At 31.7% G+C, this 14,539-nt stretch carries 11 protein-coding genes; 10 read left to right on the top strand and 1 reads right to left on the bottom strand.

All coding sequences use genetic code 11. The features are described from left to right. The first annotated feature begins 175 nt into the window (after nucleotides 1-175). From KQI18_RS11740 to KQI18_RS11705, 8 genes are all read left to right on the top strand, one after another. The gene (locus KQI18_RS11740) at nucleotides 176-2,203 is read left to right on the top strand and encodes a thioredoxin domain-containing protein (RefSeq protein WP_216468068.1); all 2,028 of its coding nucleotides are present in this window, start codon (nucleotides 176-178) and stop codon (nucleotides 2,201-2,203) included. Between the two features lie 239 nt (nucleotides 2,204-2,442). Further along, nucleotides 2,443-2,979, top strand: coding sequence for a ribonuclease M5 (gene rnmV, locus KQI18_RS11735; protein ID WP_216468066.1), 537 nt, complete (start codon nucleotides 2,443-2,445; stop codon nucleotides 2,977-2,979). Nucleotides 2,980-3,010: 31 nt separating this feature from the next. After that, nucleotides 3,011-3,880 carry a 16S rRNA (adenine(1518)-N(6)/adenine(1519)-N(6))-dimethyltransferase RsmA gene (gene rsmA, locus KQI18_RS11730; protein WP_216468064.1) on the top strand — a complete coding sequence of 290 codons (870 nt, stop codon included), beginning with the start codon at nucleotides 3,011-3,013 and terminating at the stop codon, nucleotides 3,878-3,880. A 65-nt stretch (nucleotides 3,881-3,945) separates the two neighbouring features. Further along, a complete protein-coding gene (locus KQI18_RS11725) occupies nucleotides 3,946-5,370 on the top strand; it encodes a hypothetical protein (protein ID WP_216468062.1) in 1,425 nt (474 codons plus the stop codon). Nucleotides 5,371-5,555: 185 nt separating this feature from the next. Continuing rightward, nucleotides 5,556-6,671, top strand: coding sequence for a M20/M25/M40 family metallo-hydrolase (locus KQI18_RS11720; RefSeq protein ID WP_216468055.1), 1,116 nt, complete (start codon nucleotides 5,556-5,558; stop codon nucleotides 6,669-6,671). A gap of 286 nt (nucleotides 6,672-6,957) precedes the next feature. Then, complete coding sequence (locus tag KQI18_RS11715; RefSeq protein ID WP_216468054.1) at nucleotides 6,958-7,746, top strand: hypothetical protein; 789 nt, start codon at nucleotides 6,958-6,960, stop codon at nucleotides 7,744-7,746. Nucleotides 7,747-8,115: 369 nt separating this feature from the next. Next, nucleotides 8,116-8,571 (top strand): MarR family winged helix-turn-helix transcriptional regulator, encoded by a 456-nt coding sequence (locus tag KQI18_RS11710; RefSeq protein ID WP_216468053.1) that lies wholly within the window; start codon nucleotides 8,116-8,118, stop codon nucleotides 8,569-8,571. Nucleotides 8,572-8,722: 151 nt separating this feature from the next. Then, nucleotides 8,723-11,383, top strand: coding sequence for a cation-translocating P-type ATPase (locus tag KQI18_RS11705; protein ID WP_330654414.1), 2,661 nt, complete (start codon nucleotides 8,723-8,725; stop codon nucleotides 11,381-11,383). Nucleotides 11,384-11,520: 137 nt separating this feature from the next. Here KQI18_RS11705 and murC read toward each other — a convergent pair whose 3' ends face one another. Continuing rightward, a complete protein-coding gene (gene murC / locus KQI18_RS11700; protein WP_216468051.1) occupies nucleotides 11,521-12,867 on the bottom strand; it encodes a UDP-N-acetylmuramate--L-alanine ligase in 1,347 nt (448 codons plus the stop codon). Nucleotides 12,868-13,120: 253 nt separating this feature from the next. On the opposite strand from murC, the gene purR reads away from it, so the two are divergent. Beyond that, the gene (gene purR, locus KQI18_RS11695) at nucleotides 13,121-14,053 is read left to right on the top strand and encodes a pur operon repressor (protein WP_216468050.1); all 933 of its coding nucleotides are present in this window, start codon (nucleotides 13,121-13,123) and stop codon (nucleotides 14,051-14,053) included. A gap of 138 nt (nucleotides 14,054-14,191) precedes the next feature. Further along, nucleotides 14,192-14,470, top strand: a complete 279-nt coding sequence (spoVG, locus tag KQI18_RS11690; RefSeq protein WP_024621149.1) for a septation regulator SpoVG — start codon at nucleotides 14,192-14,194, stop codon at nucleotides 14,468-14,470. The last annotated feature ends 69 nt before the right edge of the window (nucleotides 14,471-14,539 follow it).

Here is a 14,539-nt window from a genome sequence, read left to right as displayed (position 1 = left end):
ATAAGGATACACCTCTTTACATAAATTTTCTATTAATGTTAACATTTATGTTTATAAAAGTCAAACTACCGATTTTAGATTCTAATATAATAATTTATATATTTAAGTGTTTTTTTATAGACCTGAGTTTTTTGGGTATAATAACTTTAAAGAAATTCAAAGGATGGATTATAATATGAAAAATAATAATGAAAGTAGACAACCAAATAAGTTAATAAATGAAAAATCCCCATATTTGCTTCAACATGCTTACAACCCTGTATATTGGTATGCTTGGGGAGAGGAGGCTTTTAAAAAAGCAAAAGAAGATGATAAGCCAATCTTTTTAAGTATAGGATACTCTACATGCCACTGGTGCCATGTAATGGAAAACGAGTCTTTTGAAGACGACGATGTGGCGGATATATTAAATAGAGACTTTATATCAATAAAAGTAGATAGAGAGGAAAGACCTGATGTAGATAGTGTTTATATGGCTGTTTGTCAAGCTATGACAGGGAGCGGAGGATGGCCAATGTCTATTGTTATGACTCCAGATAAAAAACCTTTTTTTGCTGGTACGTATATTCCAAAAGAGAATATGTACGGAAGGATAGGTATGATAGAATTGCTCGGAAAAATATCTTATATGTGGGAACATGAGAAACATAAATTACTTGAATCAAGCGAAGAAATAGTTGACCATATAAGAGGAGCTACAAATAAAAAGCTGAATCATAATGTAATATCAAAAAATCTGATAGATGATTCATTTAAACTATTTGAGGACTTATTTGACAGTAAATATGGGGGATTCGGAGAAGCACCAAAATTCCCAAGTCCTCAGAATTTAATGTTTTTAATGAAATATTATAAACTAGAGAATAATAAAAAAGCCCTCGACATGGTCGAGAAAACGCTCCAAGGTATGTATAGAGGTGGAATGTTTGACCACATCGGTTACGGATTTTCTAGATATTCAACAGATGAAAAATGGTTAGCTCCACATTTTGAAAAAATGCTTTATGATAATGCGATGCTTGTAATCGTATATTTAGAGGCTTATCAAATTACAAATAATGAGTTGTACAAAGATATTGTAGTAAGAACCTTAGAATATATTGCTAGGGAAATGAAAGATAGTGAAGGTGGATTTTATTCTGCGCAAGATGCAGACAGCGAAGGTGAAGAGGGTAAATTTTATACATTTACGTATCCAGAAATTTTAGATGTGCTTGGAGACGAAGATGGGAAATATTTTACAGATTTTTTTGATATAAGTATACAAGGAAACTTTGAAGGAAAAAACATTCCAAATCTTATTAAAAACGAAAAATTTAATTATCGTAATGATAAAATTTGCACTATGATAAAAAAAGTGTTTGAGTACAGACTAGAGAGAATGGATCTTCACAAAGATGATAAGATATTGACTTCATGGAGTTCATTAATGGTAATCGCTATGATTAGAGCCTATAAAGTATTAGATGATGAAAGGTATTTAAAGTATTCAATTGAATGTTTAGACTTTATTGAGAAAAAACTATTTAGAGATGGTAGACTATTAGCAAGATATAGAGATGGACATTCCGATTATCTAGCTTATTTAGATGACTATGCATTTTTAGTTTGGTCGTATATTGAGCTGTACGAGGCTACTTATGAAAATAAATATTTAGTTAGGGCTATTGAGCTTAATAAAGATTGTATAGATTTATTTTGGGACAATGAAAATAAAGGATTTTACCTATATGGAAATGACAGTGAAGAGTTATTTATTAGGCCAAAAGACTTGTACGATGGGGCTATGCCATCAGGAAATTCTGTAGCTTCTTTAAATTTAATAAAATTAAGCAGAATGACTGAAGATATAGGATTAGAAGATATTTCTAAATCATTATTAAATCTATATACAGATAGCTTAAGAAGGTCTCCAACTGGTTACAGTTTTTATTTGTTATCCCTTATGTACGAACTTTATGAATCTAAAGAAATTATTGCTGTTCTAAAGAACAAAGACGATATGAAACGATTTAAAGAAAAATTGATGAAAAACTATAGTCCCAATATTACTGTTGTTGTCAAAAAAATATGGGAGAGCGAAAATTTAGATGGACTAGAAGACTATGTTCTCAAGAATGATAATTCAACATATTATATATGTGAAGGAAAGAGTTGTAATCCACCATTTAATGGGCTTGAATTATTAGAAAAATATTTATAGTTTTTTGATTTGAGTTTTTAAATAAAAATATAGGTATTAACGACAACATTAATTGACTTAAATTTATAATAAAGCACACATATAGAGATAGGAATGACATCTAAATAGATATCATTCCTATTTTATAATTGCAATTATTTAATCTAAAGCTTGATAATACAAAATAAAAAACGTAGAATAAATAGATGGTAGAAAAAAATGACGAATAAGAGATTATAAAAATTAAAGGTGTGTTAATAATGATAAAGGAAGTAATCATAGTAGAAGGACGAGATGATGTCACAGCAGTCAAGAGAGCTTTGGATGCCGAACTTATAACAACGAGTGGTTTTGGATTTCCTAAGGGAGTCATGGAGAGAATTAAAGCCGCTCAAGAGAGAAGGGGAGTTATTATTTTTACGGATCCTGACTTTGCAGGGGAAAAAATTAGAAAGAAAATTGCAAACGAAGTTCCAGGATGTAAGCATGCATTTTTACCAAGGGAAGAAGCTAAAAAAGATGGCGACATAGGGATTGAAAATGCGACTCCAGAAAGCATTATTGCTGCTATCAAAAAAGTAAGGACTGAAATAGAAGGGAATAGAAGTGAATTTAATAGAGTCGATTTAGTAAGAAACGGACTTATTGGAAATGAAGAAGCTTCATTAAGAAGAGACAAAATAGGCAAGGTACTTGGAATAGGATATGGCAATGCAAAACAATTTTTAAATAGACTAAATAATTATGGAGTCACAAGAGAAGAGTTTGTAAACGCCGTTGATGATATAGACAATTAAAATATACAAAATAAGATAAATGGAGGCATATATGGAGAGACTTTCATCTCATAAAGAAACAAAGAAGATAGTTGATAAATATAAATTTAAATTTTCAAAATCTTTAGGACAAAATTTTTTGATAGATGATAATATAGTTGAAAGCATTGTAAATGGTGCACATATAAAAGATGGTGACTATATAGTTGAAGTTGGACCTGGCATAGGTACTTTGACTAGAGAGATGGGAAAAGTAGCAAAGAAAGTAGTGGCTGTAGAGATAGACAAGTCATTAATCCCGATTCTTAAGGATACTCTATCAGAGCTAGACAATGTTGAGGTAGTAAATGAAGATATACTTAAAGCAGATATTCATAGTTTAATAAAAGAAAAACTTGATGGTGGTCCTGTGAAACTTGTAGCAAATTTACCATACTACATAACTACACCAATTGTTATGAAGTTTTTAGAAGAACACGTTCCAGTAACGGATATAGTTGTTATGGTACAAAAAGAAGTTGCTGATAGAATGAATGCAAGTCCTGGTACAAAAGACTATGGGGCTCTTTCTGTGGCAGTTCAGTATTATTGTGATACGGACATAGTGGCTAAAGTTCCTAGGCATATGTTTGTTCCTCAACCAAATGTAGATTCTATAGTAATAGGTCTTAGGGTTAGGGCTGAGAAAAAGTATAACGTAGATAATGAGGAAATATTCTTTAAAACCGTAAAAGCGTCATTTGGACAAAGAAGAAAGACTCTTTTAAATTCACTTGGAGGACTTGGAATATTTGAAAAGGAGCAATTAAAAGAGATCCTTAACGAGGCAAATATTGATGAAAAAAGAAGAGGAGAGACTCTTAGCGTAGACGAGTTCGCAAATCTTTCTAATATTGTAAATTCAAAAGTATCTTCTAAATAGAAGGTACTTTTTTTTTCTTTGTAATCATATATTATTTAGAGAAATTATGTTAAGGGGGGATTGAAGTGAGTTCTAAGAAAAAGTTTAAAAGAGACTATATAATTTTAGAAGCTAAGGACATCAACTTCAGGAACAAAGAAAGAGTACTTCCTAAAGCATTTGCCAAGGTGGAAGTAAATGAAGGTAAATCAATTGTCGCATTATATGTTGAAAATCTTAAGTATATTAAAGACGGTTACGATACAATGGCAATAACAACAAAATACGATGTATTGGATTTAGGAAAGATTGTATTAAATGATCAGGGTAGAGGCGAATTTATATTAGATTTAGATGGCGATGAAGACGATATAAAAAGTATAGCAATCGTACATGAAGATAAAGTACCTCTAATAGGGTTTAAGGGAAACAAACTTGAAAATTACGAGGACATACTTTTTGAAGTAGAGGAAGAGTATGAAGATGAATATGACGAAGAAGAAGAATATGACGAAGAGTATGAAGAATATGATGAGGATGAAGAATATGACGAGGAATATGATGAGTATACTGACGAAAGTGAATTAGATGTAGGTAGAGATAGTGAAGACAATGAAGAAGATGTAGATTATGTCGAGGAAGATAATAATTCCGATGAAGCAGAGGACGAATCAAATGATGAGGAATATGGAGAAGAATACAATAGAGATGAAGACTTTGATGAAGAAGACGAATTTGAATATGAAGATAGTGAATACAGAGATGATTTTGATGAAGAAGATGATTATTTCGATGATGAAGAAGACGAGTTTTTAGAGGACAGTGAAGAAGATGTATTTGAAAGAGACAATACAAATTCAGATTACAATGGCGATGATTTGTATCAAAATGAAAATATAAGTAATGATGAAATGGTTGAACTTAACAATTTCAATAAGATACAATACCGAGAAAAATACGCAGATGACGACTTAGATGAGGAAGATGATCCAGTTAAATATGTAAGTAATAGAAAAAAAGTGATAAATAAATCTTATAAAACTTCTAAACAAGAGGAAGAACAGGTGGAAAACCACGAGCAAAGTAAAACACCAGGAACCCTTATGATGCCAAGACAAATAAAGAAAGGTCTTAAGTATTTTAAAGAAGTAAAGCCATTCGTAGACGATCAGATTGACAACACTAGATGGTGGAAGATAGATATAAATCCAACAACTCTTTGTGGTTACTCTATGCCTAATTTAGGATACGTAAATGCTCTTAACTATACTATGTATAGTGATGTCGTTATAAATGCATATAAACATAGACATTATTTATTTGGAGTGCAGTACGATGATTACAATAAGAGAAAACACTATATCTATGCTATACCAGGAGCAAAAAATGAAAAGCCTGATAATGGAAATACTGGTTTTATTAGGTTCCAAAGTTCAGATAACAGATCTAATAGTAATGTAGGTTACTGGATGTGCCTTATTGATGCAAGACTTAGAAGTATAGTAAAATAAATCGTATAAATTTAATATAATTCTTTGATTTAATAGAGTCTAAACATAGCATAATTTCAAAAACTCCTAATAATCATTAACTTTATTGATAGAAAATTACAAATAATTATAATAATGTTGATAATAGTTATGACTTAAACTACAATAGATGGTGAAAATCTATTTTAGTTCTGGAGGATATGAGTATGATAAACGAGAAAAGAATTTTAAATGAATTTCTTGAAATGGTGCAAATAGACAGTCTATCTTACAAAGAAGCTGATTTTGCAAAAGTTCTAATTGAAAAATTAGAAGAAATTGGGTGCACAGTTTATGTAGACGATGCGGGAAAAAATACTGGAGGAGAAACAGGTAATATAATTGCAACTCTAAAAGGTAATAAGGACGGTAAGAAGATACTATTTAGCTCTCATATGGACACTGTAACACCTGGACTTGGAATAAAGCCAATTGTTGATGAAGCTGAAGGGATCATAAAGAGTGATGGAACTACTATACTAGGTTCAGACGATAAAGCTGGTATAGCAGCGATACTTGAGGCACTAAGATATATAAAAGAAAATAATATTGACCATACAGATATTCAAGTAGTTTTATCAATGTGTGAAGAGTGTGGTCTAGTCGGAGCTAAAAATTTAGATTACTCTAAGATAGATGCAGATTACGCATTTGTATTAGATAGTGGTGGATCGCCTGGAGAAATAATAGTTGAAGCCCCATCTCAAGATGTTATAAAAGTTAAAATAAAAGGAAAAACAGCTCATGCAGGTATGGAACCAGAAAACGGCATTAGTGCAATAATGGTAGCAGCAAGGGCTATAGATAATATGACTTTACTTAGAATAGACGAGAATACTACAGCTAATATAGGCATGATAAAGGGTGGATCAGCAACAAATATAGTAACAGATCTAGTTGAAATAGATGCTGAAGCTAGAAGTTTAAGTGAAGAAAAGCTTGATGTACAAACAAAGCACATGGTTGATACATTTAAAAAAGCTGCAGAGGACTATAATGCAGAAGTTGAAATAAATGTGGATAGAGTGTATCCTCCACTTAATGTAGATGTTGATTCAGACATAGTTAAATTAGCTAAAAAAGCTTTTGCCAACATGGGTATAGAAGCTTATACAGGAGCTTCTGGTGGTGGTAGTGATACTAACATATTAAATAGAAATGGTATCCTAGCTATAAACCTTGGAGTAGGTATGAAAAATGCACATACACTTAATGAGTATATAGCTATTAAAGATTTATATAATTCAGCTAATATGCTTATAGAAATAGTAAAAGAAATATAATTTAGAATTAATACAGAGCTATCTCATATGTGATTTTACTAAGGTGAATTTTCGCAAAAGAGGTAGCTCTTTTAGTTTTTAATTTATTTATTAATGCTCTACTTAGATTTAACAATAAATTTTATAGTCAATAAATTTTCATATGTATTTACTTTTTGAGTCATATGTATATAATAAGACAGTATCTAGTATATTTGGTATAATAGTGGTTAAATAAATAGAGTCTTAAAAAATAAGTTAAAAAGTTATATAATAATTTTATGATAAAATTACTAGGGGGTTCTAAATGGCTAAAAAAAGGAAGTTAAAGAAACCTGTCGCATTATTAATAGGAATAATCGCATTCTTTATAGTATATTTTATTGCTTTTAAATTTGGGACAACTATGGATAAGAAAACAGATAATATTCCTAAAAAAGTTGTGAGCCAAGAAGAAAGTAATAAATCCCTTTTAACTCAATTGAAGGAAAAAGAGAAAATTTACATATCAGATGATAAAGTTTCAGATGTGAAAATTGAAGAAGATTCATGGAAAGAGATCCTTTATTCATTTATAGAGTTTAAAAAGGTAAGAAATGCTGAATCATATCATCCGATATACGAGGGATATTCAGATGATGGTATAAAATTCTCTACAGATTTCGATTACTTTAGGGTTTACACTGTAAGCAAAGAGGAATACTATAAAATTCCAATAAACACGAAAAAAGAGTTTAAAGATCTTATAGATAAGAGTTTGTATACTTCATTTGATCTAGTAAGCCAATACAAGAGTTGGAAGACAGTACAGATAACAAATGGAAAAGAAGTTAACAAGATTCACAAATGGAAATTTGATGATCTATCTCATAAAATGATAGCTAAAAGACTTGTTGGAAAAGTGCAACCTGAAAAAAGTAAAAATAGAAGTGAATATAATTTTACCATAGATATAGAGGGTGAAAATTATAAAATTAAGGTAGAGACGATGGGAAGAGATTATGTAAAGGTTACGTCAAAAGATACTATTGCATATTACGAAGTTTACACAGGGTTGTTTGATTATATAAAAAATGACGTTTTTAAAATTAAATAATATGTTGATAGTGTATTAATGTGTAAATAATAAGGATATTTTGTAGGCTGAGAAATAAAGTTTTCTCAGCTTATTTTAATAAAAACTTTATTTTATATGATTAAAGTAAATAAAAAAATACTTTTATTAACAATTTCTTAACATATATAAACTTGACGTATCAAAAAATAAATGTTAAAATAAGTAGGTAATCTACGTAGAAGATCTACCTAAAAGCGATTGAAAATACCTTGTAAAAGGTAAGATGCAATTAAGATAGAGGAAAAGCAAATACACGGATAGCATATTCTCCGTATGTATATATAGCTCAAGATTACACTATTTATTGCCGATTTTTATATTGGTTTAAAATATTAAGAGGTGAATATTATGGTTGGAAGAGGTAAAGATGAATCCTTGGGATATTATGTTAGAAGCATATCTCATGAGCTTTACTATATGGGTGATCAAACTTTAAAATCACTTGAAATTACAAACCAGCAGGGACGCCTTCTGAGCGTGATATATGATAGTATCAACGATGGTACAGAGATAAGTCGTAGAATTTTAGAGGACATTATGCATCTCAAAGGACCATCAGTCACTAGCATATTAAGGGGATTAGAAGATAAAGGATATATTACCCGTACAACGCGAAAAGATGACGCTAGAGCCATGGTGTTGTCAGTGACAAATAAAGGAGAAAAACTCGTAAAAGAAGTTAGAAGTGTATTTTTTAATATTGAGCAGGCACTTCAGTGCGGATTGACGCAGGAGGAAAAAGAAACATTAATTCAATTATTGGCTAAAGTTTGCCATAACCTCCCAGAAGAATCTAAGCGATAAAAATATAATAGCAGGTAAATACCTGCTATTATATTAAAAAATTAAGTAGATATTCTACTTAATTAATTTATACAAAATTAGGTAGATTTTCTGTATATAAATAGGTAGATTATCTATCTATTTACAAAAAATTAATCGAGAGGAATGATGTATTATTAGATTTTATGAATTTAATGTAGATGAAGTAGTAGAAAAGTTTGAGGTAGATATTGATAAGGGGCTTTCTTCAGATACTGTGGAGAAACGATTAATCGAATATGGTAAAAATGTATTTTCAGAGCAGAAAAAAGATGGGCTTTGCAAAACAATCCTCAGGCATTTAAAAGATGTATCGACGATAATTTTGATAATGGCAGCTGCCTTATCATTTATGTTAGCCATAAAAGAGGGCCATGGGTTTATTGAGCCAATGGTTATTGTATCAATTGTTATTATGAATTTGGTACTTGCAATAACGCAAGAGGGAAAGGCAGAAAAAGCGCTCGATGCGTTATCAGATTTAAATAGTCCTACGTGTATTGTATTACGTGAAGGAATTCAGAAAGAACTCGACACATCTAAACTTGTTCCAGGTGATATTGTTTTACTAGAATCTGGATCTCTTGTACCAGCAGATGCCCGCCTAATAGAAAGCATTGGGCTAGAAGTAGATGAATCATCCCTTACCGGAGAAAGTGATCCATCAGAGAAGGACTCATCAGTTGAATTATCTGGTAAAATTCCAATTGGGGATCAGATTAATATGGTGTTTTCTGGTTGTCTTGTAACAGCTGGGAGAGGTAAAGCTGTAATCACATCAACTGGTATGGACACACAAATTGGTAGAATTGCTGGGTTCTTAGGAAATACAAAACACGGAAAAACTCCGTTACAAAAAAGGCTAGACAAGGTTGGAAAAAACATTAGTGTTATTGCAATTGTGTCTGCAGTTTTCTTATTTACAATAGGATTACGACAAGGAGAAGATTTTTGGAGTATGGTTTTAATGGCGGTTGCACTAGCAGTTGCGGCTGTTCCGGAAACGCTAAACTTAATCGTAACACTATCTTTATCTCATGGGGTAAAAAATATGGTCGACAAAAATGCTTTGATTAGAAAATTACCTGCAGTTGAGACATTAGGTAGCACATCAGTTATATGTTCAGATAAAACTGGGACACTTACACAAAACCAAATGAGCATAAAACGCCTTTTTATGGTAGGAGATGAACCAATTGGTGATTCAGATGAGTTCAACGATAGACAGCTTACATTCTTGAAAATGATGGCTATGGCTAGCAATGCTACTGTAGAAACAGGGAAAGATGGTAAGTCTAAATTTCTTGGTAATCCCACCGAAATCGCTATAATGCGTCTTTTAGAACAAAAAAATATAAGAAAATCACAAATAGAGGAAAGTTATCCTAAAGTTGCAGAAATACCTTTCTCATCGGAGAGAAAAATGATGACAGTGGTATTAAAAGATCCGGATGGTAGTTATATTGTACTTACTAAGGGTGCATTAGATAGAATACCTCTAGATCATTCAAAAAAAGACATAGATATAAAAATAAAAGAAGTGCACGATTCATTTGCTGAAGACGCACTCAGAGTAATTGCTCTAGGTATTAAACGTTTAGACTATCTGCCTGATGAAGATAAAATTGAGGATGTAGAAAAAGACCTTACTTTGCTAGGTATGATTGGTTTGATTGATCCACCAAGACCAGAAGCAGCAAAAGCTATAGAAAAAGCAAAAGAAGCGGGTATACGAACGATTATGATTACAGGTGACCATGCGACTACAGCAGGAGCTATAGCTAAAGATATTGGTATATTGCCAAAGGGGCAGAAGGTATTAACAGGTTCTCAATTATCAGAAATGTCAGATAAGGAGCTTGAGAGTACAGTAAAAGATTATTCAGTATATGCAAGAGTTTCCCCAGAAGATAAAATTAGAATAGTAGAAGCATGGCAAAAAAATGGAGAAGTTGTTGCAATGACCGGTGATGGTGTTAACGATGCCCCAGCCTTAAAAGCAGCAGATGTAGGGATAGCCATGGGTAATACTGGAACAGAGGTAGCCAAAAGCGCATCAGATATTGTATTAACTGATGATAATTTTGCGACTATAGTTGAGGCTGTACATGAGGGACGTATGGTTTACTCCAATATACGTAAAACCATTTACTTCTTGTTAGTATGTAATTTATCGGAAATACTAGTTATGCTTTTCGCCCAAATAGTTGGATGGGGAGTTTTAGTAACACCAGTTATGTTGCTATTAATAAATGTACTTGGAGATGGTATACCAGGACTACAGTTGGCAAAGGAATCTTCTGATTCAAGGATTATGCAAAACGACCCTATAAAACGAGAGGAAAGTATTTTTAGTGGTGGACTAATGAAAGTAATTGTACGCCAAACTCTTATTTGTTCTCTTGTAGTACTTCTTGCTTACTATACTGGAATGTCTACAAGATTTATTTCTGGAATAGATTCATCACCTATGATAGGTCAGACAATGGCATTCTTAGTCTTAGGATTGACATCAATTATGCATATATTCACTGTCAGAAGTAGAAAGTCAATATTTGAGCGTACTATAAGTGATAATTGGCCTTTGGTTGTTAGTGCAGTTGGTATGATGATATCTTTGGTGCTACTTGTTACAATTCCATCTATAGGTGGTATGCTTGGATTGACTACAATAGGTATGGGACACTGGGTAATAGTCATTTCACTTTCAATAATCCCAACAGCTGTAGCAGAGGTTTGGAAGTACTCAGATAATTACGGATTTAAATGGAAGCAAATATCAGTTGTTGACTAGAAAAGATTAGTAGTTATATAAAGAAAAATATTGGAATCAAATAAGCCGAGAAACTATAAACTGTAGTTTCTCGGCTTAAAATCATTTGGGAACTCAAAATTGAGATAATCCATTCAATAGCTATATAAATGAATTATTTAAACTAACATTTCCGCAACCCTAAATATAGGACCAGCGCCGCAAGTTATTACAAGATCGTTATCATCGGCGTTGTCACGTATATACTGAGCTATATCTTCAAATTCTTTAATATATACTGCATCTACATTATTTTGATAAAGTTTTTCAACTAAATCTTTTGAGTGAATATCTCCTGGATCGTCCTCCCTAGCAGCGTAGATATCAGTTATTATTACTTTGTCCGCTGCATAGAACGCTTCTGCGAAGTCGTTTATTAAAGTTTTTGTTCTTGTATATGTATGTGGTTGGAATATACACCATAATTTTGATTTCTTAAGCTTTTTAGCCGCAGCTAAAGTTGCTTTTATTTCAGTTGGGTGATGAGCATAATCATCTATTACTAGAGTATTGTTGTAGTAACCTTTAGATTCAAATCTTCTTCCAACACCTCTGTATTTTCTTATGTTCTCTCTACAAAGTTCGACATTTATTCCTGACATAAGCCCTGTGATTATTGCCGCTGTAGCATTGTATATATTGTGAAGTCCCGGAACGGATAATTCGAAAGTACCAAGGTTCTTACCGTTGTAAAGGATATCAAATACTCCAAATCCGTCATCTGTAAAGTGGATATTTTTGATTATTGCATCGTTATCTAAATCTCTTCCATATTTAATTGTTTGTGCTTTTACATCGTATAAAATATCTTTTGTATTTTCATCATCGCCATTTATAATGAAAAAACCTTCGCTTGGAAGTAATTTACCAAATTTATTGAATGAAGCTTTTATTTCATCTATACCTGAGAAATAATCAAGGTGATCCTCTTCTATGTTTAACACTAAAGCAATTTTAGGATTGAAGTTAAGGAAACTATCTACATACTCACACGCCTCTGTTATAAAATGGTTAGAATTACCTATTCTTACATTTCCACCTATTGAACTTAAATTTCCTCCAACTAATATTGTAGGATCTAAGTTAGCAAATTCGAACAGTGTAGACAACATAGAAGTTGTAGTTGTTTTTCCATGTGTCCCGGAAACCGCTATAGAGTTTTTGTACTCTCTCATAATTTGGCCTAAAAATGCTGCTCTGTTCATTATTAAAATATTTTTTTCCTTTGCAGCTATTAATTCCTCGTTATCCTGGTGTATAGCTGCTGTATATACAACCATGTTTATATCATCGCTTACGTTTTCTCTCTTTTGTCCAACAAATATTTTTGCGCCTTGTCTTCTAAGTTTGTCTAGTAAATATGACTCTGTCATGTCAGAACCTGTTACAGTATAGCCTTTGTTTAAGCAAATTTCAGCTAGAGCACTCATACTTATTCCACCGATTCCGATAAAATGTATATTCATAATAAAATCACCATCCTTTTTTTATTAAAGTCCTACATGATGAACTTTTTTTATGGTATAATAATATAATGTTCGATATTTTAAAAATCGAGATTATAATTAATACAAAATAAAACAATAATATAATATATTATATTATTGTTTATATACTTGTTATTACAATAAAATCATAGACAATATTATACCATATTTGGCATAGATATGCATTATAATTAATACTCACTTGAAAGAGAAGTCGTAGGAGGATATTATTATGAAATTTAAAAGAACAGAGAGAATAGGAGCTATTGTAAAGATATTATCCGACAATCCAAATAGAACTTATACACTAGGCTATTTTACAGATAAATTTAATGCGGCAAAATCTACTATAAGTGAAGATTTGTTGGTAGTTAAAAATGTATTCGAGAAATTACAATTAGGCAAAGTTATAACTATATCTGGAGCTGCTGGAGGAGTTAAATATATACCTAAGACTTCGGTTGAAGAGAATAACCAAGTACTTATGGATCTTTGTAATAAGATAAATGATGGATCAAGAATACTATCAGGAGGTTTTCTATATTTAGTAGATTTGATTTACGATCCAACTGTTGCGGCAAAAGTTGGTAAAATTTTCGCATCAAATATAGATTATGAAGAGGCAAACTACGTAGTAACTATGGAGACAAAGGGAATTCCGATGGCGCTTATGACTGCAAAGGCCATGAATTTACCTCTAGTAATAATCAGAAAAGATACAAAAGTGTCTGAAGGGCCAACTTTAAGTACAACATATATAAGTGGTAACAGTTCACAGGTAGAAAGCATGAGTTTACCAAGAAAAGCACTAAAACCAAATAGTAAAGTTATCATTATCGACGATTTTATGAGAGGTGGAGGAACTATCAGAGGCATGATAGATCTTATGAATGAGTTTGGCGCAGAGGTTATAGGAACAGGAGTTTTTATATCAAAAGCAACACCAAAGGATAAACTTGTAGATGATTATATATCACTAATCCAGTTAAATGTCGAGGGAGATGTAATAACTGCTGAACCTAATTTAAAAACTTTCAAAGACGAGTACAAAAACGATGAAAATGGAGAGTCTAAATTTCAAGAGTTAGATTTAGATGAAACAGATGAAATATGTGAAAATACTCTAAAAAACTCTAGCGAAAAAGGAAATTATAAAGAAAAATAAAAAAAATTAAATAAATTTTCCAAAATAAAAAGGATATCCCAAGATTTTATAGAATCTTTTAAAAAACGGTTTATATTATCTAATTCGCATTAATATAAATTAAATTTCTGTCAAATCATGAAGGGGGATATTTTAGATATGAAAATAACTGACGTAAGAGTAAGAAAAGTAACAGATGAAGGAAAAATGAAATGCATAGTATCAATTACTTTTGATAATTTATTTGTTGTGCATGACATTAAAGTTATAGAAGGGCACAATGGTCTTTTTATAGCAATGCCAAGTAGAAAAGTAGGCGAAGGTAATTTTAGAGATATTGCGCATCCTATAAATGCAGAAATGAGACAAATATTAGAAGATGCCGTTTTAGAAGCTTACCATGAATCTATAGCACAATTAGAAGTTGCTGCTGAGTAATTAATAGTACTTTTAATCACTAGAATAATAAAAGGACCTGTTCGATGAGGTCCTTTTTTCTATTTGCAT

This window comes from Metaclostridioides mangenotii, assembly GCF_018917235.1.
GTDB lineage: Bacteria > Bacillota > Clostridia > Peptostreptococcales > Peptostreptococcaceae > Metaclostridioides.
The sequence above is the reverse complement of the archived record's forward strand: the minus strand, read 5'-3'. Positions and strand labels throughout refer to the sequence as shown.

Excerpts from the sequence above, each read along its gene's own strand:
- KQI18_RS11720 (WP_216468055.1), top strand. The coding sequence starts at position 5,556 with ATGATAAACGAGAAAAGAATTTTAAATGAATTTCTTGAAATGGTGCAA.
- KQI18_RS11715 (WP_216468054.1), top strand. The coding sequence starts at position 6,958 with ATGGCTAAAAAAAGGAAGTTAAAGAAACCTGTCGCATTATTAATAGGA.
- murC (WP_216468051.1), bottom strand. The coding sequence starts at position 12,867 with ATGAATATACATTTTATCGGAATCGGTGGAATAAGTATGAGTGCTCTA.
- KQI18_RS11710 (WP_216468053.1), top strand. The coding sequence starts at position 8,116 with ATGGTTGGAAGAGGTAAAGATGAATCCTTGGGATATTATGTTAGAAGC.
- rsmA (WP_216468064.1), top strand. The coding sequence starts at position 3,011 with ATGGAGAGACTTTCATCTCATAAAGAAACAAAGAAGATAGTTGATAAA.
- spoVG (WP_024621149.1), top strand. The coding sequence starts at position 14,192 with ATGAAAATAACTGACGTAAGAGTAAGAAAAGTAACAGATGAAGGAAAA.
- purR (WP_216468050.1), top strand. The coding sequence starts at position 13,121 with ATGAAATTTAAAAGAACAGAGAGAATAGGAGCTATTGTAAAGATATTA.
- KQI18_RS11740 (WP_216468068.1), top strand. The coding sequence starts at position 176 with ATGAAAAATAATAATGAAAGTAGACAACCAAATAAGTTAATAAATGAA.
- rnmV (WP_216468066.1), top strand. The coding sequence starts at position 2,443 with ATGATAAAGGAAGTAATCATAGTAGAAGGACGAGATGATGTCACAGCA.